This is a genomic window from Synechocystis sp. CACIAM 05 (assembly GCF_010222815.1).
Taxonomy (GTDB): Bacteria; Cyanobacteriota; Cyanobacteriia; order Cyanobacteriales; family Microcystaceae; genus Synechocystis.
This window is the reverse complement of the sequence record NZ_CP019225.1, coordinates 238,124-259,026: the sequence shown is the minus strand read 5'-3', so window position 1 is coordinate 259,026 and position 20,903 is coordinate 238,124. Positions and strand designations below refer to the sequence as shown.

The window sequence follows — 20,903 nt, the reverse complement described above, 5'->3', positions numbered from 1 at the left end:
TTATGTTTTTCAGTGTTGTCATTCCCACCTATAATCGTCTGCCGATCCTGGAAAAATGCCTACGGGCCCTGGAACAACAAACCTTTGACGAAACCTTAATTTCAGGCTACGAAATTGTGGTGGTGGATGACGGCTCCACCGATGGCACCCTAGCCTGGCTAGATGGACATTGCCAGGAATTTCCCCATGTCCGAACCTGGGAACAGGACCACCAGGGGCCCGCCGCCGCCCGGAATCTTGGGGTTAAGGAAGCCGCCGGGGACACCATCATTTTTATTGACAGTGATTTGGTGGTGACGGACATTTTTCTCCAAGCCCATGCTGAAGGTTTACAACGGGGCCAAAAACAATACAATTCAGACCGGGTTTTTACCTATGGGGCCGTGGTCAATACCTGTAACTTTGACTCTCCCCAATCGGAACCCTACAAACTCACTGATTATTCCGCCGCCTTCTTTGCCACTGGCAACGTGGCGATCGCCAAGCAATGGTTACTAGAAGCAGGCTTATTTGACACTGGCTTTCAACTGTATGGCTGGGAAGATTTGGAATTGGGAGTCAGACTGAAAAATTTAGGTCTAAAACTCGTTAAATGCCCCCGGGCAGTGGGCTATCATTGGCATCCTCCCTTCAGTTTGCAACAAATCCCCAAATTAATCGACCAGGAAATACAACGGGGGCGTATGGGGGTTTTATTTTACCAAAAACATCCCACCTGGGAAGTGCGGCTGATGATTCAAATGACTCGGCTCCATTGGTTTCTATGGGGATTACTCTCCTTAGGGGGACGCTTGAATGAAAAAACAATGGCCCCACTCCTCCAATGGCTCATTGACCATGATCGCCCCCAACTAGCCCTAGAAATTGCCCGAATTTTCCTCAATTGGTATAACGTTCAAGGGGTATATGCCGCCTTTGCAGAAAGTCAAAGCTCCCATTAAAGCAAGTTGAAGTAATGCAAATCTAATAGGTTTGGCAACGTTTGTGGGTAAAATACCGACAAATTTTTCGTGGCTTGCGGCGGTAATTCTTAAGAAATTTTGACTTAGGAGCATCGCTTTCCCAAAATTCCCTATCATTTAAGCTAATCTTGCTCATTCAATTTAGTTACACACTGTTACAGTGAATTGAGTCTTTTAGCTCAGCTCAACAAAGACTGATTTTTCCCGTTGGTCAACCAGACTAACAACCCGTTACTGCTGAGCTCCTTGGTCGGAATGGGTATTTTCTAACTTAACTGTCACTTTGGAGACATTACATGGAAACTTTATCTTTGGTGTTGGCGGTAATCATTGGGCTAGTCGTTGGTTTTGCCGGCACCTATTTCACCCTGGTTACCAAACTTCAGAAAAAGTTGGATAGCACCAAAAGCAAACTGGGCCGTGCCAAAAGTGCCAGTGAAGATACCGAAACTCTCCAATTTCAGTTGGAAGCCCAAAAAGCCGAAACCCAAGCCCTCCAAGCTAGATTGGAATCTCTGGAGTCCAGCCATCGTAACCAGTTAGACGAGCTTCAAACAGCCCAAGCGGCGGCCCTGGCCCAGTTGACGGCAGAAAAAACAGCTTTGGAAGATGAGCTCCAGTCCCTCAGGGAAAGCGGGCCGGCAGAGGAGCAACAGCCCCTCGACCAGAGTGATGAAGTTGCCACCCTGCAAGCTCAGTTGTTGGCCATGGAGCAGGAACACCAAGCCAGAATCCAAGCCCTCCAGAACCAATACCAGGCTGAAATTGAATCGCTTCAGCAAGCCCAACCCTCGGTAGAAGAGCAGGAAGAACCGTTAGCCGAGGAGGAATCCTTGGGTGCCGATGTTACTCCTCCGGCGATCGCCGAATTTACCGAAGTCCCAGGGGAAGAATTTATTCCGGCGGCCGAACCCGTAGCAGAATTCATGGAGGCCACTTTCACGGAAGAAACGCCTGAAATAGCGGAAACTACTCCAGAACAGGAAGAGAATTGGGTTGATGCTCCTCCCACAGCAGAACTGGAAACCGAACTTTTAGACTACCAGGGGCCAGTAGGGGAACCCATGGTGGAGGAAGAAACGTTTTCCCCCTTTGATGCTCCCCCCACTGAAACCACCGAGGTAGAGGCGGAAGCTGATTTGGAAAACTGGGTTGATGCCCCCGCAGAAGCCTCCCTACCAGATATGGACTTTGGTGGTGGGGAAGAAAATTTTGAGCCCATGGACTTGGCAACGGAATTGCCTGATATCAATGATGAGGGCATCACCAACCCCGGACAACAACTAGCAGAGCTATCCGGTGTGGAAACACCAGAAGCGGCGGAAACGGAACAAAGTAGTGATCAATTTTTAGCCGAGTTAACCGAAGAACAGTCAGCCCCTGAACTCCCTTTATTCAGCGAAACCCCGGCGGAAACTGAGACTCTGGGGGAATTGGAAGACTTTGGTGACGATCTTTCCTTCACATCCGACTCCGGTGATGACTTAAATCTGTCTGAAGATCTACTGGCAAGTCTGGGCACAGACACTCCAGCCCCTGAGCTAACCACTGAAGAGATTTTGCCGGGGGATGGGGGCGCTGAAGCCGATGACCTCGACTTTCTTTTGGAATTGCAAACAGAAGAGACGGAGCTTTTTCCCGGACAGAATGAGGATGAGTTCCTACCGGAATTTTCCAATGAAGAACCCATCAGCGCCGGTTTTGTCGGCATGGAGACATTAGGGGAGGGCAGTGGTGATTTTCCTGACCTGCTGGAGCTCAACCCGGAAACCCATGGGGGAGATCCTTTCATCAATATTTTAGATGAAGATCCCAATTCCTCTGACAACGATCTGCTGGCCCTACTGCAAACCGATGAAGGCAATGCAAACCAAGCTGAGTTACACGAGGATGATGATCTTTTTCCCGGTTTAGCGGACATGCTCGGAGAAGCCCCCTCCAGTGGAAGTAGCGAGTTAGATGACTTGGATGCCTTGTTGAGTGACACCAGTTCCCCCGGTGCCGATGCTGTAATCTCAACTTCCCTAGACGATTTTGACTTCGGCCCGGACGACCATGACCCCTAAACTTTTTCCCCTAAATTTCCGGTAACAAATTGACCTTAAAGCGGATAAACCCAACTAACTTTACTGGGCCTATCCGTTTTTTTGTTGTCGGAAAGAATGGGTTAATCGACTAATTCACTATTGAATTCGTTATAGGTACGCTGTTTCAGTTCCACGGACTCGGAACGGGGCAATAAATCAAATAAATCCCGGAGAACATCATCCACTAGTTCAAACTTAAGTGCTCCCTGGGCGTCGAAGATTTTTTTGCCGCTTTTATCTAGAATTACCGTCTGGGGTACGCCACCGCTGTAGTAATAGCCGGGCTCATCGCGACGGAAACGCTTTTGGTCGGGAATGCTGTCAACGGAAACGGGAATAATGCTAGCAACCCGACCGTAAAATTCCTGCATACGGGAAACGATGAAAGCATACTGTTTGCAATCTTTACTGTCATCGAGGTAATAAACCAAAATAACCGGTAATTTGCGTTCAAAGGATTCTCTTAGGTTTAAGCGGGGCGGCACCAGGGAACCATTGCCGGCATATACAACAAAAATATTGCCATCGTAACGGTCATCTTCCAAAGCGGCGATCGCCGTACCGTGATCGGACAGGGAAAAGGGCAGAGTGCCCCAGATTCCCAGCAGTAACATAGCAAAAGCAAGGGAAACTATGAGAAAGCGGCGACAACGGGCCAGCCATGGCAAACACACAGACATAATCATCGTGGAAAAAACTCAGTCTAAAATAGGGCAAAGTCTTTCCCAATGTAAACTTTCCCGTGTCTTCTAATCCCCATTCCACCCAATCTCGATCCCGACCGGGAGTGGCCCCTTCTCCTTTTGCCGACAGTTATTATGGTGTTTTGGAACTACACCCCGCCGCTTCCCCGGTGGCCATCCGTCGAGCCTACCGGGAATTAAGCAAGCGCTACCATCCAGACACTACCCTATTAACCCCAGACATTGCCACGGTCAAATTTCAGCGCTTGAATGAGGCTTATGCTGTATTGAGCAATCCTGATCGCCGTTCTGTGTACGACTTGCAAATTGGCTATTCCCGCTGGAATGTGATTCAGGTACCGCCGGATCCCTTCCAAGGGCAAAATTCGGCCGCATCAACAAGCTTGGGAAGAAATTCCGCCTATTTGGATGCTAGTGATCGCCCTTTGTCGGCGGGGGAGTTTTTTGCGCTGGCTCTGTTGAGTTTAACCCTGGGGGGCTGTTTGGCCTTGGCCCTGTTAATTGCCTGGCTGAGGGGGGATCCATTGGTAATTCCCAGCTTGTTACCATGGTTCATTAACTAAGGGAGTTTAATTTCATTCCAAACGAATTCCATTGCCCATGGCGAGTAGATTGCCCTAATCTAGGCCAACTAACCACCTCCGCCCATTGACCTGATGTTAATTTTGAAAAATTCTATGGCATCCCCCCATCCTTTTCCCTGGTCCCAACGCTTCACCGTCATGGCTTTAACCTTTGCCTGGGGCTTGAGCTTGCCCGTGTTGGCCCAAACCAAGTCAGCGGTGCAATGGTACAACGATGGGGTGGACAAACTAGCGGCGCAAAATTTCTCCGGGGCGATCGCCGATTTTACCGAATCCATCAAACTCAATGACCAGGACGCCGATGCCTATTACAACCGGGGCTATGCCAAGCACGTTTTGGGGCAATACCAGGCGGCCATTACGGACTACAACCAGGCCATTAGTTTAAATCCTGAATTTGCCTATGCCCTGGGTAACCGTTGTTATGCTTATTTTTTATTAAGTCAGTACGACAAAGCCATTCAAGATTGCAGCAATGCCATCGAAATTAATCCCAACTATGCGGACTTTTATGTTTATCGGGGTAACTCCCAGTCCCAATTAGGCAATGAAACTACGGCGATCGCCGACTATAACGATGCCATTCGCATTAATGCCCAACATGCCAATGCCTATTACAACCGGGCGTTGACCCATAATCGTCTCAAGCAAGACCAACAAGCCCTAGCGGATTATAACCAAAGCATTCAGTTGGATCCCGACTCCGCTGAAGCCTATTTCAATCGAGGGTTAACCCAATATCGTCTGGGAGATGAACCCAAGGCGATCGCCGATTTAACCAAGGCCGCCGAATTATTCAACGCCCAAGAGAAAAAGGACATGGCCCAAAAAGCGGAAGCTATCCTCACCCAAATCCGGGCCATTGATGCTTAGGCTGTACTTTTTAAGACCTGTAGTTAAAGACCCTCAATTCAACCGGGTTGTACTAACACATAGGGTTGCACAATCAGGGTTTGAAATTCCCGTTCTGGATCATCGTTCCAATCGGTCAATTCCTTCTCCGTGGGCTTATGGATCAATAATTCGCTAATCCAATGGTTGACTTGGTTAACTTCATCCTTGGCGATCGCCAGACCAACGGAGAGCAAATCTAAACTACTATCCACCACAATCACCGCATCCCGCTTGGCGTGGGGAATAATGGTGCCCCAATCCATGGGGGCTAGTTCTTCTTGTAACTGTTTTTGAATATCGGTCATTGATTTTGTTCAGTAATTTCTCTGGTAGTTAGCCAAAGCCCACTATTTTTGTCCTTCTGAAGGTCGCTTTTGCCAATTTTCTTGCCTATTAAAGGAGGGGCTGAGAGTGGATTGACAGTCATTTAGGGCCTTGTTAAACCCTTGCTGGACGACCATGGTGATCGTCCTAGACTGCTTATAACTAGACAAAAGTAAGTCTTGATTTAAACAAGGTTTACTAACCCCTAACTTTGGACTTTTAATTTATCGCTATACTGCTGACGAAATTTTCGGAGTTTGGGCAAATCGTGGACTAACACGTAGGGATGGGCCGGATTCCGTTGGACAAAATCCTGGTGATAATCCTCCGCTGGATAAAAGGCATCAAAGTCATTCACCTCCGTGGCGATCGCCTGGTCAAAGGCCTGACTTTCCTCTAGTTGGTCAATGTAAGCTTGGGCCACCTGCTTTTGCTCAGGAGTGGTGGCAAAAATGGCCGAACGATATTGACGACCCTGGTCTACGCCCTGGCGGTTAACTTGGGTGGGGTCATGGCCGACGGAAAAGAAAATTTTCAGCAGTTCGCCGTAACTTACCTGGGCGGGGTCATAAACAATTTCAATGGATTCCGCATGGTCCGTGCCGCCACCACTCACCCTGGCATAGTTGGCCGTGGCTTCAGTGCCGCCGCTGTAGCCGGTTTGCACATCCTTAACACCCCGCACTTCCTCAAACATGGCTTCCAGTCCCCAAAAACAGCCCCCGGCAAAAACGGCTTTTTCGGTGCCCCTTGCCGTTGTAGAGACCGGGTTAATGTCCACCACTGGGTCGGGAATAACCTTGGAAAAAGGACTGATGAGAAAGCTACCCACGGTGATCGCCAACCCCACCAGGGCCAGGGTGAACCAAAAACCACGCCGACGCAGGGATTGGGTCAAGTTAACACTAAAAACTAACAATTAAATATCCTCCTTGAAATTTGGCCCCCGCCACCGCCTTACCCCGTAGATTACCGGGCAGGTCAATGTTGCGCCGCTGATCCCCCGCTTCAATGGTTAACTCCGGCCCAGACTGGGTTAATTTCACCTGACGTTTATCAAAACCGGGCAAAAATACCTTCACCTGGCGGGCGTTAACGTCAATTTCCAATGGTCGGGGAGCCGACCCCATGGCTTGGGGATTGGGGAGCGCATCCATCAGGGGTTGCCAGTTACCTTGGTTGTAACTTGGTAGAGCCGCAATGGGCAACGGATCAAATAAATTCGCATCTAAACTGCCATTACCCAAGGGAGTTTGAATCACGCCCTTTACTGTTACTCCGACTTGCTGGGCCCCACCCCAATAGCTTTGGGCTGTTTTTTGCGCCAGGGAATCAGTGCTAGTAACCAAATAGGCGGCAAACCGATTGGGGTCGGCGATCGCCGCTTTACCTTGTTGCAACAAATTTTGCGGGCCATCGGGATGGTTGAGCATTTGGTCGGGGCTCCAGTTCACACTCAGCACCGCACTGGCCACCGGCTGCACAAACGGGGAAAGGGTCTGCACCACTTCCGAGTCGGCCAACACTTTCTGGAAACGCCGCCAATACCAACTAGCAATTTCGGGAATCCCCAACATCCTCAGGGTGGAAAGGTTACCGGGGCCGTCGTAAATCAGCACGTCATAACGGCCACTGAGTTCGTATTCCCGCAGGGCATTGAGCACCAACACTTCGTCCATGCCGGGCAGAACCCCTAATTCTTCGCCGTAAATATTTTTCAGCGCTGGCGATCGCAGATACTGGGCTTCCACTTCCTTAAGTTTTTCCCAGCCCCTTTCCAGCAGGTGGGTAGAACTAAGCAGTAAACCATCAACATTGCCTTCCACCCCCTGGGCCGTTTCCGACAGGGTTACCCCCCATTGCCAAGCCAAACTAGGATCTTGCCCTAGCACTAGCACCCTCTGCCCTGCTTGGGCCAGTTTTTTAGCCGCGGCGATCGCCACCGTGGTCCGGCCAACGCCACCTTTTCCTAAAAAAGTTAGAACTAATGCCACAGCAATTTCCTAAAATCCAGCAAAAATAACAAAGATTCCCGAAGCAAACCGTAAAAACACTTCAACGGCAATCGGGAAAAGTAGTCAAAACCAATGGGGGAGAGCAAAACCAGCTATTAAATCGCTTTGAGCTCATCCTCAAAAAACCAGGTGGCGGTGCGGTCATCAAAGGAAACCACCGCTCCAATACCACTGCCATCGGTCATTTTAAAATCCCTAACAACACCGACTTTACCTAGTTTACCCACCACATCGGGGGAAACCCGGTCCCGCAGACGGTAAACCTTAACTTTTTGACCTATTTCAATCGTCATATTGCTTAAATAGTGGTTAAGTAAAGAAACATTGCAATCCCCCCCAGTTTAGCGGAATCTGTGCCCTCCCTCGCCCCCAAACTGAGGGCAACTCAGCAAAATAATGGTGCTGTGATTAACTGGGGAGAAACTACAACGGCGGCCATGGCAAAAAGCCCCGTTGAGGACAGCAAAAGAGGGGATGGTTTTCCCCAATACTTTTAAGGACTGGGCCCTGAGAACACCTAACCCACAGAGGCTAAACGGAAAGCGGCTCCCAACCCAGCGGACATTTCAGCGGCGGTGATTTTGCCATCATGGTCCCGGTCTAGGGCATCAAAAACCACATCGGTGCCGGCCCATTCCTCTCTGGTAATAAAACCGTCCCCATCTAGATCATAGGCATGGAAAATTTCCTCTGCCCCATGTTTGATGTGCTCTTGGCCATCGAGAACTTTTAACCTTTCTTCCAATAAATGTTCCAACACCTCCAAAGCCTTGGTGAAACCGGCAATGCCTTCGGCCAGTTTTTCCGAGGCCATCGGATCTTCGGCGTGCATTTTGTCGAAGGTGGCCTTGTCCATGGCAATTTTTTCAATGTCCTGGGGCACCGTGGCGGGGTCGAGTTTGCGGGGTAAATCCCCTTCGGTGTTCCGCAGTTGATCCAACAGTTGGGGGGAAATTGTCAACAGGTCACAGCCGGCCAATTCGATGATTTCGCCAATGTTACGGAAGCTGGCCCCCATCACTTCAGTTTTGTAACCAAAGCGTTTGTAGTAGTTGTAAATGGTGGTAACAGACTGTACCCCTGGGTCTTCGTGGCTGTCATATTCCTTACCCGTTGATTTTTTATACCAGTCCAAAATCCGCCCCACAAAGGGAGAAATTAGGGTGACTTTGGCTTCGGCACAGGCGATCGCCTGGTGGAGACCGAATAGTAGGGTGAGGTTACAGTGAATACCTTCTTGTTCCAACACTTCTGCTGCCTTAATACCCTCCCAGGTGGAAGCAATTTTGATCAGAATGCGTTTTTTATCAATGCCGGCTTTGGCATATTCCCCAATCAGGTAGCGAGCTTTGGCAATGGTGGCTTCCGTGTCGTAGGAAAGGCGGGCATCAACTTCCGTGGAGACCCGGCCGGGGATAATTTGCAGAATTTTGAGGCCAAAGGCCACCGCCAAACGGTCAAAGGCCAATCGGACAATGTCTTTAATAGAAGCATTTTCCCCGGCTTCATCCTTAGCTTTGAGCAGGGTACTATCCACAATTTCCTGATACTGGGGCATCTGGGCCGCCGCCGTAATCAAAGAAGGATTAGTGGTGGAATCCCTGGGGGTAAAGGTTTCAATGGCTTGGATGTCGCCGGTGTCGGCCACCACCACTGTAAATTGGCGCAGTTGTTCGAGGAGATTCTTACCCATAATGGCGATTAAACAAGTTCAACGTCTTTCCCTCCAATGGTAATGGTGATTCCGGAAAGCGAGCCTTCTTTGGACATCAAGATAATTTAAGCTAGGGAACGCCGATGCATTGCCGAACCCTAGGGGGCAAATTGGCTTGGGACTAACATCCAATTACTGTTCACTATTTTTCAACCTCTGTAACTTTTGCCATGGCCCAGGATTTAATCAAAGAACAATTACAAGGCGTTAACCTGTTTCTGATCGGCATGATGGGCAGTGGTAAATCCACCGTCGGGCCATTGTTAGCAGAACAGTTGGGGTACCGTTTTTTCGATGCGGATGTGTTGATTGAGCGGGTGGCCGGCAAGGCGATCGCCGACATTTTTGCGGAGGATGGGGAGGATACTTTCCGGGATTTGGAGACGGAAGTGTTGGGACATCTGGCGGCCCAAACTAGAAGCGTCATTGCCACCGGGGGCGGAGTAGTTCTCCGGCGACAAAATTGGAGTTATCTACACCATGGCCTAGTCATTTGGCTTGATGGTTCCCTGGAATTACTGTTGTCGAGGCTCCAGGGAGATGAAGCAAGACCCCTGCTCCAGGTGGAAAATCTCGAAGAACGGCTAGGAAATTTATTGACTCAACGGCAACCCCTCTACGCCCAGGCGGATCTCCGGTTTCCCCTGCAAGCAGATCAAGATCCTCTGGCGATCGCCGGAGAATTACTGGCCACTATTCCAGGACTGCTTAAACCCCAATGCAGTGCCGAACAAAATTGACCGGGCAATGTCCCTAGGACGGCCATGGTAAGATGATTAACTAATCTTTAGCCCCCTGGAGAGGTGGCAGAGTGGTCGAATGCGCCCGACTTGAAATCGGGTTTGGGGAAACTCAACGTGGGTTCGAATCCCACCCTCTCCGCTTGCTTAACTTTCACTTTTAATTGATGGGATATAATCCAGGGCACACTAGCAACGGCCCAAGCAAATCCTGGGTAATTATTTTATAATCTAATTTTTTTAAGAATCCTTTATAGACTTTTAACTCTGAACCCAATTTATCTATCCCGACAACAACCGTTTTAACATCTAGTCTTTAGCCCGCAATTTAGGAAACAATGGTGAAGCCCCTCCGCTTAAACGATCGCCATCAGCAAATTCTCCGCGCCACCGTCCAGCACTACATCGCCACCGCCGAGCCTGTGGGCTCCCAGACCCTGGCCCAGGAATATCAATTTGCTGTCAGTTCCGCCACCATTCGCAATGCCCTCGGCCAACTAGAAAAAGCGGGTTTACTCTACCAACCCCATGTCTCCGCCGGGCGGGTTCCCTCCGATTCCGGTTACCGCATTTATGTTGATAATCTTTTGACCTGGAGCGATCGCCAGAGCCGCACGGTTAAACAACGGTTAGAAAGTGAAATTAACGGTGATAATTGGCACTTTGAAGCCCTAATTCAAAGAATGGGGCAAATTTTGGCAGGCTTGAGCGGTTATATCGCCCTGATTACTTTTCCCCAAACGGAAACGGTGCAATTGCGGCATTTACAGTTAATGCTGTTACCGTCCCATCAGATATTAATTATTCTGGTGACCGACAGCTATCATACCCATTCCGCTACCCTAGATTTACCCGCTGCCATGGAAGCAAAGGAAGAGGGAGAATTGGAACAGGAATTGGCAATTTTCTCCAACTTTCTCAATGCCCAATTGCGGGGAAAAAACCTTTCTGAGTTGAGCCATTTAAATTGGCAAGAGCTAGACCAAAAATTTAGTATCTATGCCGATTTTCTCAAAGGCTTACAACAACAAATCAAGCCCCTCCTGCAACGGCGCATGGCGGGCCCCTTAGTGGTTCATGGGGTTTCTAAGGTAATCCAACAACCAGAGTTTTCCCAGTTGGAACAGGTACAAATGCTGTTGTCTTTGTTAGAACAGGAACAGGATAAATTATTTTCCCTGCTGTTCGACCCCGATAACTATGGAGATAATCTGGCTAACTTGGGTCAGGAAATGAATTTGCTAACCGGGGAAACTATTCCTAAAACCCGTCCAGTGGTGACCATCCGCATTGGCGCAGAAAACCCGCTGGAATCCATGCATCCTTGCACGTTGGTGTCCGCCATTTATCGCCAACAAGAGATTCCCATGGGCAGTGTGAGCATTTTGGGTCCTACCCGCATGGTGTATCAGCAAACCATTCCGTTGGTGGAAAAGGCCGCTGAATGTTTATCGGAAGCATTGAGCAAAAATTAAAATCAAGCAAACCTCTGAACAGCAAATTGGTAAAGAGTTAGGACATTACTAGCCGCCCTACAAAGCGCTGGAATCCAAACTTTGGCCGGCTTCCGGGGACAAGGGCAAATGCAAGCCACATTCCTGCTTGAGGCCGTGGAAACGGGTATCCCTTTCATCTTCATCGTGGGCCATCAGGGGCCGGCTAGAATGCCAATCCCCCACAGAGACGTAACCCTGGTCAAAAAACGGATGGTAGGGTAAATCGTGGGCGGTGAGATATTCGTAAACCATCTTAGAATTCCAGTCCAAAATGGGGAGAACTTTATACTGATTACCCTGGAGATCCACTGGTTTCAAATTCTGACGGTGCCGAGTTTGATCCCTCCTTAACCCCGTCAACCAGGCGATCGCCTCTAGTTCTTTTAATGCCCTCTGCATTGGTTCAACTTTGCGGATTTGATCATAACGGTTGAGGGATTCCACGTCTTTTTGTTGCCAGAGCTTGCCGTACAGAGCTTCCATGCGAGCTGGGCTGAGGGGAGATTGGTAAACCTTTAAATTTAGCTGTAGCCGTTCGGTCAACTGATCCGCAAACTGATAGGTTTCCAGCGGTAAATAGCCCGTGTCAATCCAGATAACAGGAATATTGGGCACAATGCTAGTCACTAAATGGAGCATCACCGCCGCCTGAATGCCAAAACTAGTACTCATCACCAAGCCAGGGCCAAAGGTTTGGGCCGCCCAGGTAATGATCTGTTGGGCGGTGGCATTTTCCAGCTCCGTTTGTAAGGTGGGTAGATCGAGCTTAGTCAGAGTATGGGACATCAGTGGGTGATGGAAAATATTTAGGTAAGAGTATGGGTAACAGATTAAAGTGGCGACAGAGTTAGGGAGTAAGCATGAAGCCTAGCCTAAACTCAACTTTCCTTGGTTGTAGGTAGTTGCAGTCACCATGTCAGCAACGTTAGCAGCTAATTCTGAGCAGAAGCCGCTTTTTGCTGTTCCGTTAATAGTGCTTGGTCCCGGCGACGTTTTTTAGCGTAGAGTTGAATCGAAGCAGCCATGGCAATGACCAAAGCTACAATTAACCAAGTGGTCGCATCCAGGGGCAAATTATTCTTAAACACCGCCAGTAGAACAATCACCACGAGCAAAATAGTCGGTGCCTCATTTAAAGCCCGGAATTGTTGCCCACTCCATTGGGACTCCCCCTGGGCTAGCTTTTTCATCACCCGACCACAATAAAAATGGTAAAGCAACAGTAACGCCACAAAGGTGAGTTTGATGTGGAGCCAGCCGGATTTGAGAATTTCTGGTTCTGTGGAAATGAGACCGATCGCCATAGCCACCGTAACTACCATGCCGGGGGTGGTGATGATGTTGTAAAGCCGCTTTTCCATCAACTCATATTGTTTTTTGAGGATAGTTTTGGCTGGTTCCGGCTCCTGGTCTGCTTCGGCGTGATAGACAAAAAGACGCACTAAATAAAATAATCCAGCGAACCAAACAACAATGCCAATCAGGTGGAAGGCTTTAAACCAGTAGTAGGCCATGGTAAACGTTGACGGTGGACAAGGAAGGGAGAAATACTCGCGCTTGGGCATTCCCAGAAATGGGGTGAGTCATCAGCTCGTACCCAAGGGGGCCATTATATCGCCTTGCCCAGTCCCAAATCATTTTGCACTGTCCCTTCAAATGCAAAGTTCTGTTCCCAGCCCCGGAGAGACTTAGTTCAACCCGTCCATCTCTGCATTAGTAATGGTGGAAACTGGAAACCAAGAGATGGGATCAAACCAGTTACATTACAACCAGATCCCAGGAAAGCAATTAAAACGACCAAGATACCGAAAATTTTAACCATGGTGCTGACCCCCTCTGCTTTTTAACTTTGCATTGCAAAATATTTCTCAGCCAAAGATTGGCAACTTTCGTCCCAAGGTAGCCAAAGTGAATACCATCAATCTACGTCCATATCAGCCCTCGGATTTGAACAATATCATTCAAATTTTCACTAAGGCTGTTCATCAGTTAGGCATTACATATTATTCCCCAGCCCAACTGACCGCTTGGGCCCCATCCGAACCAGACTTACAACGGTGGCGCGATCGCCTGGAAGCCATGGTGGTGCTGGTGGCTGAGCAAGGAACAACCATTATTGGCTTTATTGGCTATGATGGCGCTGGATTGGTGGACCTACTTTTTGTCCATCCAGCCTTTGCCCGCTTGGGCATTGCCACTATGTTGATGCAAGCAGTAGAGCAGTTGGCCATCGCTGACGGGGTAAGGGAACTTAAGACTAAAGCAAGTATGGTAGCCCGGCCCTTTTTCGAGTCCAGGGGCTTTGTGGTCATAGCGGAAGAAACCGTTAACATAGGGGGAGAAAATTTACGTCGATTTGCCATGGGTAAAACCATTGAACCAACTCATTAGAGTGGGGAGCCAATGCCAAAGCCCGCTTCTGGGCAAAAAGAGGGGTCTACAATCTCCTTCTGTTGTCAAATTGAAATCAAAACTAAGCTTAAGTTTATTTAAATTGTTTAGAGTCTCTCTGGAAAATTAGGATAATTTATTGTCATCTCAGACCGTGATTTAAGTATTTTTCTATAAAAAATAGAAGATAAAATGCAAATCAATAACCCTGTTTTCAAAGGTTTGGCTGATTTTCGATCAGTGTCCTGGCAGAAGCAAATTATAGTGGCGATCGCCATCTATGGAACTATCTATATTTCCCAATTATTTATTACCTATGCGGGCACCGCTTCATCGCCCATTTGGATTCCTACGGGTATGGCTGTAGGCTTTTTATCTATTTGGGGTTACCAAGTCTGGCCGGGTATGGTTGGGGGATTATTGCTGGGAGAAATTATGGCTCTCCACGGTTTGGAGAGTGCTGCTAATTTCATACTAACGGTGGCGATCACTGGGGTAGTCAGTTTAGTCAATCTTTTTTCAATCTATCTTAGTGACATTCTTACAGCCAATAATTATCTATTTTCTAAAATTAAGAATATTATTAGATTTATTGTTTTTGTTTGCTTTGGCAGTCGTCTTCCTGCTGCAATCATTTGTCCATTTTTATTATATTTATTTGAGAAAATTTCTTTCGGCTTATATTCTGAAATTGCCTATACTTGGTTGTTGAGTGATGCTTTTGCCCTCTTGATTGTTACTCCCTTTATCATTGCTTGTAATCATAATTTTAAAGTATTTATTAAACTACTACAAGAACAATGGCTCGAAGCGGCTAGCATTGTTTTTTTTATTCTATTAATTGTTAACATTATTGCCAACGGTTATCCCATTGAGTATCTACTGATTCCTTTTTTACTTTGGTCAGCCTTTCGCTTCACTGAAGTTGGATCTTCTCTGTTGACAATTGTAGTTTCTGCCCTGTTGGTATTAATTCTTGCCCTAGACCAAGAAAAAGCAGCTATCAAAGATCAACTTTTATTATTGCAATCAATTTTAGCTTGCATCAGTATGACAACCCTAGTTTTAAATGCCGTCCTCAGTGAAAATGAAAGATCGAAAAATCAATTATTTACGACCAATCAGATATTAATAGAACAAAATCAAAAGCTCCAGGAACTCTATCAACAAAGGGAATTAGAAAGGGCTCAAAGGGAAAAAATTCTCATAGAATACAATGAATCCTTACAAAAACAGGTTGACCTAGTGAGGGCAAAAGAAATAGCTGAAAGTGAGGCTAAGGCTAAAAGCACATTTGTGGCTAATATGAGCCATGAACTGCGCTCTCCTCTCAATGCTATTATTGGTTTTTCCCAGCTCATGCTGCGTACCAAAAATCTACCAATGGAGCAGTACGAAAATGCTGGCATTATTCAACGTAGCGGGGAATATCTATTAAATTTAATCAATAATATTCTTGATTTTTCTAAGATTGAAGCTGGTAAAACCCATTTAAATCGCCATAATTTTGATCTTTATCTTCTTCTGGATGATTTAGAAGATATGTTGCATCTCAAGGCGGCCAATGAAGGTATCGAGCTGATTTTTATTCGAGATCATGATTTACCGAGATACGTTTACGGCGATGAAATTAAGCTCAGACAAATTTTGTTAAATCTTCTCAGTAACGCGATTAAATTTACAACGGAGGGAGAAGTAGTCCTAACTAGCAACTTTAGAAATGCAGAACAACAGGAAGTGATTAACCCAGAAATATCAACGGAGCCTAAAAATAAATATTGGTTAGACTTCACAATTAAAGATACGGGTAAAGGAATTAGTGAAGTGGAGTTGAGTCACTTATTTGAAGCTTTTTCCCAAACAGAATCTGGTCGTAATGCCCAGGAAGGTACCGGATTAGGCCTCGCAATTACCCGTCAGTTTATTAAGTTAATGGGGGGAGATATTAACGTTAGTAGTGTGGTTGACCAGGGGACCACCTTTAGCTTTTCGATTTTAGTTGATTTGGGGGAAATAACTTTGAGTCGGGAACCCAACTCTGCGAAAAAAATTATTGCCCTCACTCCAGGACAACCTGTCTATAAAATTCTGGTGGTGGATGATAAGAGTGTGAATCGTCAATTACTAATTAAACTCCTCGCTCCCTTTGGTTTTGAGATCGAAGAAGCTAGTAACGGCCAGGAGGCGATCGCCCTGTGGGAAAGCTGGGAGCCCCATTTAATCTTTATGGACATGAGAATGCCCGTGATGGACGGCTATGAAGCAACTAAATACATTAAGGGTCAGGTCAAAGGCAATGCAACGGCGGTGGTGGCCCTAACGGCCAGTGTGCTAGAGGAAGAAAAGGCGGTCGTACTGTCGGCGGGATGCGATGATTTTCTCCGTAAGCCATTCCGGGAGAATACCATTTTTGACGCCTTGACCAAACATTTAGGAGTAACATATGTTTATGAGTCAGCCCCAAACAAGAACGATAATCAGGGAGACACCGCACTGAGGCCAGAAAATTTTCTAATTATGTCCCAGGATTGGTTGACTCAGTTATCCCATTATCTTTTAGAAGCTGACACTGAGCAGGTAATGAAATTGATAGCAGAAATTCCAGCTTCAGAGTCAGAATTGGAGCAAAATCTAACTAAATTAGTACGTAGATTTGAATTTGAAAAAATTCTTGATTTAATTGAGCCGCTATCATAGTAATTATTATGGAAAATACCGATGAAAAAAAGGGAAATATCCTGTTGGTAGATGACCTACCCAACAACCTACAATTGTTGAGTGATTTACTAATGAATTTGGGCTACACGGTGCGGAGTGTTACCAGCGGGAAAATGGCCCTTAGAACCTTACAGGTCAAACGACCAGACTTGATTTTGCTTGATATTAAAATGCCAGATATGGACGGATATCAAGTTTGTGAAATGATCAAACAAGAAGAAGAATTACAGGATATTCCGATCATTTTCATTAGTGCTCTAGGTGACACCTTTGATAAGGTTAAAGCTTTTGAATGTGGTGGGGTAGACTACATCACTAAACCCTTTCAAATTGAAGAAGTGGTGGCCCGCATTGAGGGTCAGTTTACTATTCAAAGGCAACGGATTGCTCTCAAAAGAGAGGTGAGAAAACGCCGGGAAGCAGAAGAAGTCCTCTACCAATCGAGGGCCCTACTTTCCAGTGTTTTAAATTCGGCTTTAGATGGCATTGCGGCCATGCAAGCTGTGCGTAATCCCCAAACGGGAGAAATTGAAGACTTTCGTTGTTTGGTGATTAACCCCATTCTTTCCAAAGCTTTTAACCGGAGCCGGGAAGATTTAATTGGTCGGGTATTACTGAAGCGTTTTTTACAGCGCCTAGATCCCAAACTTTTTGACCAGTTTGTTAATTTGGTCGAGACAGGTACTTTTTTAACCCAAGATATTTATTTTCCTATCGCTAATTCTGATTGGTACCATTTTGTGGCGGTTAAATTAGGGGATGGTTTTGCTGTGACGGTGCGGGATATTACTGATCGAAAAAGGATGGAATTAGAATTACAAGCGGCAAATCAACAGTTGCAATTATTGGCCAATATTGATGGTTTAACTCACATTGCCAATCGCCGCCGTTTTGATGCTTACATTGCCCAGGAATGGCAACGGCATGGCCGGGAGGAAAAATCTTTAGCTCTAATCTTGGTAGATATTGACTACTTCAAAGCTTACAACGATTTCTATGGCCATCAACAGGGGGATGATTGTCTGCAAAAAGTGGCCCAAACTTTAGTGAGTATTGCCCAGCGGGTAACGGATTTAGTGGCTCGTTATGGCGGCGAAGAATTTGTTGTGGTTTTGCCCAATACCGATCGGGAAGAAGCGTTAGCTATGGCGGAAAAAATGCTCCAGGCGATCGCCGCTTTACAAATTCCCCATCAGGATTCCTTGGTTAGTGATTACGTCACCATTAGCATTGGTGTTGCTAGTTTGATACCAACAATGGCAGACACGGTGCAAAAAATCATCAGTGAAGCAGACCAAGCCCTGTACAGAGCTAAATCCCAGGGGCGTAACCGGGCGATCGCCTAGGGAAAAATGATTGGAATTTATAGCAGCTGATAACCCTAATTTCCCAAATCAAGAAAAAGAACTCCGGTACTTTTTTCTGTTAACCAGGTTTTATATTTCAGAAAAATTGCTTCCCCGGGGATCGAAGTTTGAAAATCCGGCGGCTGCTCATAGCGGTGGGGAGGATATTGCTCCCGGACAGCAATAATATTTTGATAAGGTTGATACCACCGTTTAATCACCATTAAAAGGTTGGCTAATTGCACAAAGGGTAATTGATATTTATACTCTAAAACCAAAACTTGGGTCATACGCATAAATGTATCTGGATTACTACGCTGGGGAGGCAAACTAATAATTTTCCCTAAGCTCTCAAAAGTTCGATAATTAGCCACAATCAATGGCTTGAGGGACTGATAATCCCGCACATCTTTTTTGCTTAGCTGTTGCACTAATTCCGAAATCTGCCGTAGGAGGGAATAATCGGCTAAATTGTAGGATTTAAACAAGGAAAGTAACTTCAGGGCCAGGGGTCGTTCCGCTAATTTTTGTAACTGCTCAGTGTAATTTCTTAGGGCTACCTGACCTTCCTGCGTTTTAATTTGGGTCAAAGTTTCCCGTAGTTGTTGGCTGAGGCGATCCTGAAAGTCTTCAGTACTAACGAAATCAGTCAATAAGCCCTCCACGAATTGATAGAATTGTTGTTGTTTTCCGCCTCGAAAGCGGCTTTCTGTTTGGTCGATGATGACAAAACTATCTTTTGCTTCAATGGAAGCTTTTAGTAACTGAATACTTTCGTTGATACCTGCGTATTCCTCAATGCCATTGTCTAGTAAATAACGTAGCTTAACTAAGATACAAAATTCTTCATTGCGCAGAAAGTCTTCTTTGTGTAAAACATCCATGCTTTTGCCAAATACAGAAATTTCCATGGCTGCTTGGTGGTGAGCAAATAAGGCTTCTTCGGGGACAGTTTCTTTGGTTCTCAAAAACTTGTTAAGTATTTTTTGTAACCAACGACCAAAGGCATTGTCAGAGCTAAATATGCCTCTTTTCCACCAAGGCTTGTTGGTTTTGTTTGATTGAGATGATTTGCCCGCTGGAATCATTTAGTTGCCTGTGATTTTTTAATATTTGATCTCTCTAGAAAAATTATAAATTAAGCTCAACCCAATGAAAAATATTTGCGTATATCTACTTATGAAATGAGATTTAGTTGCCAGAGTTTATTAAAATTCATGTAACCCATTGATGGTTAAAAATGCTGAAATCCTTGCTCCAGAGATAGCTTTTTTTTGGTCCCATTGGCAGAAATTAAACACACCTCCGTTCCTGCCATGATTTGACCAATGACTCGAGGAGAACGGTTGGGGGGTAAATCCAAAGAGGCGATCGCCGTTAGCCATTTTTGTGCTTCTAAAGGGGGAATCGCCAGGATTAATTCAAAATCTTCACCGCCATAGAGAGTCCATTCCCTGGCAGTTTCCAGTCCAACCCAATCGGTTAATCCCTGGGGGATAGGAAGTTTTTCTGCCCATAATTCGGCTCCCACCTGACTAGCTCGGCAAATTTGTAATACCGCATCAGCGAGGCCGTCACTACTGTCCATAGCTCCAATGCTCGTTTCTAGGCTAAGAGGGGAGGGCACTAAATCCAAGCGGGGTTGGGGTCGTTGATGGGCTGTTTGCCAAATTAGTTTTTGTTCTGGTGGTAAATGCTCAGTCTTGTGCGGATGAAGTAAACATTCCAGGCCAGCTCTAGACGCTCCATGATCGCCAGTGGCAATGATCCAATCCCCCACTTTGGCTTGGTGACGATACAAGGCTTTACCCTGGGGCACTTGACCCAAAACCGTAATGCTAATAGTTTTAAGCGGCGATCGGGAAACATCGCCCCCTAAAATTGGTGTTTGCCAAGGTTCTAAACAAGCAGTTAACCCTTTGTAAACTTCTAAAATCCAAGCCAACGGAGTGGAGGGAGGCAAAGCCAAAGCCACAGTAATACCCGTAGGTGTGGCCCCCATGGCCGCTAAATCTGATAAATTGGCCGCCGCTCCCCGCCAACCCACGTCAAAAGCGGAGGTGGTTTGTTCACTGAAATGGACATTTTCCACCAACATATCCGTGCTGATTACCAGGGAGTCCGAGTTGGGTAAATCGAACACAGCGGCATCGTCCCCCGTTATCTCCGCCGGGGAAAATTTTTGTAATTGGGTCAATAGGGCCTGTTCTCCAAACTCCCCAATGGTTTGGTCAGGCTGGGACGGAGTAGATGGATTGGGTGGCAATGGTTGAGACAAAGGCAGAGGGGAAGTGGAAGTTGGGAACAAAAATTTGGCAGAACCGCCCATCAACCATTAAAACAGGGACAGTGTTGATCGTTGAGCCCTTTCTCCCACCATGAATCTTTCTTCTGGTTTACCCATCGGCAGTTTACGGCGTGTGCACCACATTGCTTTGAACGTTAAAGATATGGAAAAATCCTGCCACTTTTACGGCCATATTTTGGGTTTGAAACCGTTGGTGGGGGAAGAGGTACCCGTTACCCTCAAAACCATGGTGGAAGAAGGAAAGGTCAGCAATTTTATCACCCCCGATGGCACCGTAATTGATCTGTTTGCGGCACCGAATTTATCTCCCCCGGCAGCGGATCCCCACCAATCCTTTACCCGCACCGATCACTTGGCTTTTGACATTGCCCCGGAACAATTTGACCAGGCGATCGCCGTGTTGTTGGCCCACGGGGTGACCATTGCATCGGGCCCCGTGAATAGACCGACGGGTAGGGGAATTTATTTCTATGATCCGGATGGCTTTCAGGTGGAAATTCGCTGTGATCCCATAGGTTTATAGGCACATCTTGACAGTAGCGTTCCTAAAACTAGTAAAGCCATTTCTTGGCCCTTTGGATATGTTAAATCTGGAGAGAGATTTTCCTTCCTAGGCTTGC

The 20,903-nt window shown here is 46.7% G+C and carries 21 protein-coding genes and 1 tRNA gene; 12 read left to right on the top strand and 10 right to left on the bottom strand.

Annotation, left to right across the window (positions count from 1 at the left end):
* Positions 1-2: 2 nt before the first annotated feature.
* Positions 3-941 (top strand): glycosyltransferase family 2 protein, encoded by a 939-nt coding sequence (locus BWK47_RS01240; RefSeq protein ID WP_162327260.1) that lies wholly within the window; start codon positions 3-5, stop codon positions 939-941.
* A 317-nt stretch (positions 942-1,258) separates the two neighbouring features.
* Positions 1,259-3,028, top strand: a complete 1,770-nt coding sequence (locus BWK47_RS01235) for a hypothetical protein (RefSeq protein ID WP_162327259.1) — start codon at positions 1,259-1,261, stop codon at positions 3,026-3,028.
* 101 nt (positions 3,029-3,129) lie between these two features.
* Here BWK47_RS01235 and BWK47_RS01230 read toward each other — a convergent pair whose 3' ends face one another.
* Complete coding sequence (locus tag BWK47_RS01230) at positions 3,130-3,735, bottom strand: thylakoid membrane photosystem I accumulation factor (protein ID WP_162327258.1); 606 nt, start codon at positions 3,733-3,735, stop codon at positions 3,130-3,132.
* 56 nt (positions 3,736-3,791) lie between these two features.
* Here BWK47_RS01230 and BWK47_RS01225 point away from each other — a divergent pair, with 56 nt between their 5' ends.
* Both BWK47_RS01225 and BWK47_RS01220 read left to right on the top strand, forming a co-directional pair.
* The gene (locus tag BWK47_RS01225) at positions 3,792-4,316 is read left to right on the top strand and encodes a J domain-containing protein (protein ID WP_162327257.1); all 525 of its coding nucleotides are present in this window, start codon (positions 3,792-3,794) and stop codon (positions 4,314-4,316) included.
* Positions 4,317-4,430: 114 nt separating this feature from the next.
* Positions 4,431-5,210, top strand: coding sequence for a tetratricopeptide repeat protein (locus BWK47_RS01220; RefSeq protein WP_237269739.1), 780 nt, complete (start codon positions 4,431-4,433; stop codon positions 5,208-5,210).
* 38 nt (positions 5,211-5,248) lie between these two features.
* Here the strand turns inward: BWK47_RS01220 and BWK47_RS01215 are convergent, their stop codons facing one another.
* From BWK47_RS01215 to petP, 4 genes are all read right to left on the bottom strand, one after another.
* Positions 5,249-5,536 carry a DUF2288 domain-containing protein gene (locus tag BWK47_RS01215; RefSeq protein WP_010871446.1) on the bottom strand — a complete coding sequence of 96 codons (288 nt, stop codon included), beginning with the start codon at positions 5,534-5,536 and terminating at the stop codon, positions 5,249-5,251.
* Between the two features lie 224 nt (positions 5,537-5,760).
* Positions 5,761-6,405, bottom strand: a complete 645-nt coding sequence (msrA, locus tag BWK47_RS01210) for a peptide-methionine (S)-S-oxide reductase MsrA (protein WP_162329569.1) — start codon at positions 6,403-6,405, stop codon at positions 5,761-5,763.
* 55 nt (positions 6,406-6,460) lie between these two features.
* Positions 6,461-7,549: a Get3/ArsA fold putative tail anchor-mediating ATPase NosAFP gene (locus BWK47_RS01205; protein WP_162327255.1), complete on the bottom strand. Its 1,089-nt coding sequence runs from the start codon at positions 7,547-7,549 to the stop codon at positions 6,461-6,463.
* A gap of 116 nt (positions 7,550-7,665) precedes the next feature.
* Positions 7,666-7,863, bottom strand: coding sequence for a cytochrome b6f subunit PetP (gene petP, locus BWK47_RS01200; protein ID WP_162327254.1), 198 nt, complete (start codon positions 7,861-7,863; stop codon positions 7,666-7,668).
* A 60-nt stretch (positions 7,864-7,923) separates the two neighbouring features.
* Between petP and BWK47_RS01195 the strand changes: the two genes are divergently transcribed.
* Positions 7,924-8,067, top strand: a complete 144-nt coding sequence (locus BWK47_RS01195) for a hypothetical protein (RefSeq protein WP_158299066.1) — start codon at positions 7,924-7,926, stop codon at positions 8,065-8,067.
* Between the two features lie 20 nt (positions 8,068-8,087).
* Here BWK47_RS01195 and BWK47_RS01190 read toward each other — a convergent pair whose 3' ends face one another.
* Complete coding sequence (locus BWK47_RS01190; RefSeq protein ID WP_162327253.1) at positions 8,088-9,263, bottom strand: transaldolase; 1,176 nt, start codon at positions 9,261-9,263, stop codon at positions 8,088-8,090.
* 191 nt (positions 9,264-9,454) lie between these two features.
* Between BWK47_RS01190 and BWK47_RS01185 the strand changes: the two genes are divergently transcribed.
* From BWK47_RS01185 to hrcA, 3 genes are all read left to right on the top strand, one after another.
* Positions 9,455-10,024: a shikimate kinase gene (locus BWK47_RS01185; protein ID WP_162327252.1), complete on the top strand. Its 570-nt coding sequence runs from the start codon at positions 9,455-9,457 to the stop codon at positions 10,022-10,024.
* A gap of 57 nt (positions 10,025-10,081) precedes the next feature.
* A tRNA-Ser gene (locus BWK47_RS01180) sits at positions 10,082-10,166 on the top strand.
* A 196-nt stretch (positions 10,167-10,362) separates the two neighbouring features.
* Positions 10,363-11,499, top strand: coding sequence for a heat-inducible transcriptional repressor HrcA (gene hrcA / locus BWK47_RS01175; RefSeq protein ID WP_162327251.1), 1,137 nt, complete (start codon positions 10,363-10,365; stop codon positions 11,497-11,499).
* A 57-nt stretch (positions 11,500-11,556) separates the two neighbouring features.
* Here hrcA and cysH read toward each other — a convergent pair whose 3' ends face one another.
* Positions 11,557-12,306: a phosphoadenosine phosphosulfate reductase gene (gene cysH / locus BWK47_RS01170; RefSeq protein WP_162327250.1), complete on the bottom strand. Its 750-nt coding sequence runs from the start codon at positions 12,304-12,306 to the stop codon at positions 11,557-11,559.
* Positions 12,307-12,452: 146 nt separating this feature from the next.
* Positions 12,453-13,085 carry a protoporphyrinogen oxidase HemJ gene (gene hemJ / locus BWK47_RS01165; protein ID WP_204250443.1) on the bottom strand — a complete coding sequence of 211 codons (633 nt, stop codon included), beginning with the start codon at positions 13,083-13,085 and terminating at the stop codon, positions 12,453-12,455.
* A 289-nt stretch (positions 13,086-13,374) separates the two neighbouring features.
* Between hemJ and BWK47_RS01160 the strand changes: the two genes are divergently transcribed.
* The 3 genes from BWK47_RS01160 to rre2 all read left to right on the top strand — a co-directional run bounded on the left by BWK47_RS01160 (position 13,375) and on the right by rre2 (position 17,975).
* Positions 13,375-13,911, top strand: a complete 537-nt coding sequence (locus BWK47_RS01160) for a GNAT family N-acetyltransferase (protein WP_237269738.1) — start codon at positions 13,375-13,377, stop codon at positions 13,909-13,911.
* Positions 13,912-14,103: 192 nt separating this feature from the next.
* Positions 14,104-16,608, top strand: coding sequence for a high salinity-induced biofilm formation sensor histidine kinase Hik12 (gene hik12, locus BWK47_RS01155; RefSeq protein WP_162327247.1), 2,505 nt, complete (start codon positions 14,104-14,106; stop codon positions 16,606-16,608).
* An 8-nt stretch (positions 16,609-16,616) separates the two neighbouring features.
* On the top strand, positions 16,617-17,975 hold the full coding sequence (rre2, locus tag BWK47_RS01150) for a high salinity-induced biofilm formation responseregulaton Rre2 (RefSeq protein WP_162327246.1): 1,359 nt from the start codon (positions 16,617-16,619) through the stop codon (positions 17,973-17,975).
* 35 nt (positions 17,976-18,010) lie between these two features.
* On the opposite strand, the gene BWK47_RS01145 is transcribed toward rre2, so the two are convergent.
* Entirely contained in the window at positions 18,011-18,943 is a 933-nt protein-coding gene (locus BWK47_RS01145; RefSeq protein WP_237269737.1) for a hypothetical protein, read from the bottom strand.
* Positions 18,944-19,209: 266 nt separating this feature from the next.
* Positions 19,210-20,304, bottom strand: a complete 1,095-nt coding sequence (gene thiL, locus BWK47_RS01140; protein WP_162327244.1) for a thiamine-phosphate kinase — start codon at positions 20,302-20,304, stop codon at positions 19,210-19,212.
* A 49-nt stretch (positions 20,305-20,353) separates the two neighbouring features.
* Between thiL and BWK47_RS01135 the strand changes: the two genes are divergently transcribed.
* Positions 20,354-20,806, top strand: a complete 453-nt coding sequence (locus tag BWK47_RS01135; RefSeq protein WP_162327243.1) for a VOC family protein — start codon at positions 20,354-20,356, stop codon at positions 20,804-20,806.
* Positions 20,807-20,903: the final 97 nt, after the last annotated feature.

Excerpts from the sequence above, each read along its gene's own strand:
- BWK47_RS01240 (WP_162327260.1), top strand. The coding sequence starts at position 3 with ATGTTTTTCAGTGTTGTCATTCCCACCTATAATCGTCTGCCGATCCTG.
- BWK47_RS01235 (WP_162327259.1), top strand. The coding sequence starts at position 1,259 with ATGGAAACTTTATCTTTGGTGTTGGCGGTAATCATTGGGCTAGTCGTT.
- BWK47_RS01230 (WP_162327258.1), bottom strand. The coding sequence starts at position 3,735 with ATGATTATGTCTGTGTGTTTGCCATGGCTGGCCCGTTGTCGCCGCTTT.
- BWK47_RS01220 (WP_237269739.1), top strand. The coding sequence starts at position 4,431 with ATGGCATCCCCCCATCCTTTTCCCTGGTCCCAACGCTTCACCGTCATG.
- BWK47_RS01215 (WP_010871446.1), bottom strand. The coding sequence starts at position 5,536 with ATGACCGATATTCAAAAACAGTTACAAGAAGAACTAGCCCCCATGGAT.
- petP (WP_162327254.1), bottom strand. The coding sequence starts at position 7,863 with ATGACGATTGAAATAGGTCAAAAAGTTAAGGTTTACCGTCTGCGGGAC.
- BWK47_RS01190 (WP_162327253.1), bottom strand. The coding sequence starts at position 9,263 with ATGGGTAAGAATCTCCTCGAACAACTGCGCCAATTTACAGTGGTGGTG.
- BWK47_RS01185 (WP_162327252.1), top strand. The coding sequence starts at position 9,455 with ATGGCCCAGGATTTAATCAAAGAACAATTACAAGGCGTTAACCTGTTT.
- hrcA (WP_162327251.1), top strand. The coding sequence starts at position 10,363 with ATGGTGAAGCCCCTCCGCTTAAACGATCGCCATCAGCAAATTCTCCGC.
- cysH (WP_162327250.1), bottom strand. The coding sequence starts at position 12,306 with ATGTCCCATACTCTGACTAAGCTCGATCTACCCACCTTACAAACGGAG.
- hemJ (WP_204250443.1), bottom strand. The coding sequence starts at position 13,085 with ATGCCCAAGCGCGAGTATTTCTCCCTTCCTTGTCCACCGTCAACGTTT.
- hik12 (WP_162327247.1), top strand. The coding sequence starts at position 14,104 with ATGCAAATCAATAACCCTGTTTTCAAAGGTTTGGCTGATTTTCGATCA.
- rre2 (WP_162327246.1), top strand. The coding sequence starts at position 16,617 with ATGGAAAATACCGATGAAAAAAAGGGAAATATCCTGTTGGTAGATGAC.
- thiL (WP_162327244.1), bottom strand. The coding sequence starts at position 20,304 with ATGGGCGGTTCTGCCAAATTTTTGTTCCCAACTTCCACTTCCCCTCTG.
- BWK47_RS01135 (WP_162327243.1), top strand. The coding sequence starts at position 20,354 with ATGAATCTTTCTTCTGGTTTACCCATCGGCAGTTTACGGCGTGTGCAC.